This window comes from Paenibacillus sp. EKM10P, assembly GCF_011800655.1.
Classification (GTDB): domain Bacteria; phylum Bacillota; class Bacilli; order Paenibacillales; family Paenibacillaceae; genus Paenibacillus; species Paenibacillus polymyxa.
Window position 1 is genome coordinate 1 of the sequence record NZ_JAALET010000067.1, and the last position, 602, is coordinate 602.

At 50.0% G+C, this 602-nt stretch carries 1 protein-coding gene; it reads right to left on the minus strand.

The annotated features are described in order from the left end of the window. A partial coding sequence (locus HFE01_RS26425; protein ID WP_167442905.1) for a condensation domain-containing protein occupies positions 1 to 602 on the minus strand: 602 nt, incomplete at both ends.

Below are 602 nucleotides of genomic sequence, written 5' to 3' on the forward strand. Positions count from 1 at the left end.
CCTTCCAGACGCTGTACAGCAGGTCTTGTAAAATCCGTTGGCATATCCAGCGCCGGGATTTCACCAGACATGGTTTTCAGCCAATAGCTTTCTTGCGCACGCAGACGTTCACTTTGCATATCTGCATGCTGCCAAACCGCATAATCCTTGTACTGAATCCGCAGTGGCGGCAGTTCCTTGCCTTCATACAATTGAGAGAACTCCTGCACGATAATGCCTTCCGTCACGCCATCCGAAATAATATGGTGCATGTCATAGAGCATGACGTGACGCCCCGGTCCATTTTCGATCAACTGAACCCGCAGTAACGGTGCTTGTGCGAGATCAAATGCACGTACAAAGTCCTGTGCGTACTGCGGTGTCTCTTCTTCACTTGCCTGTACATATTCCACGCTGAATGGGACGCTGGATTCAATCCGCTGAATCACCTCACCATCCACCATCTCGAATCGGGTTCGGAGGGCTTCATGACGTTCAATCAGCTGGCGGAAGGCTTGTTCCAGTCGTTTTTTATCCAAGGAACCTTCGATAATCAAAGCTCCTGGCATGTTGTAGCTAACCTCTCCACCTTCCAGGTGACTCAGAACGTACATCCGTTTTTG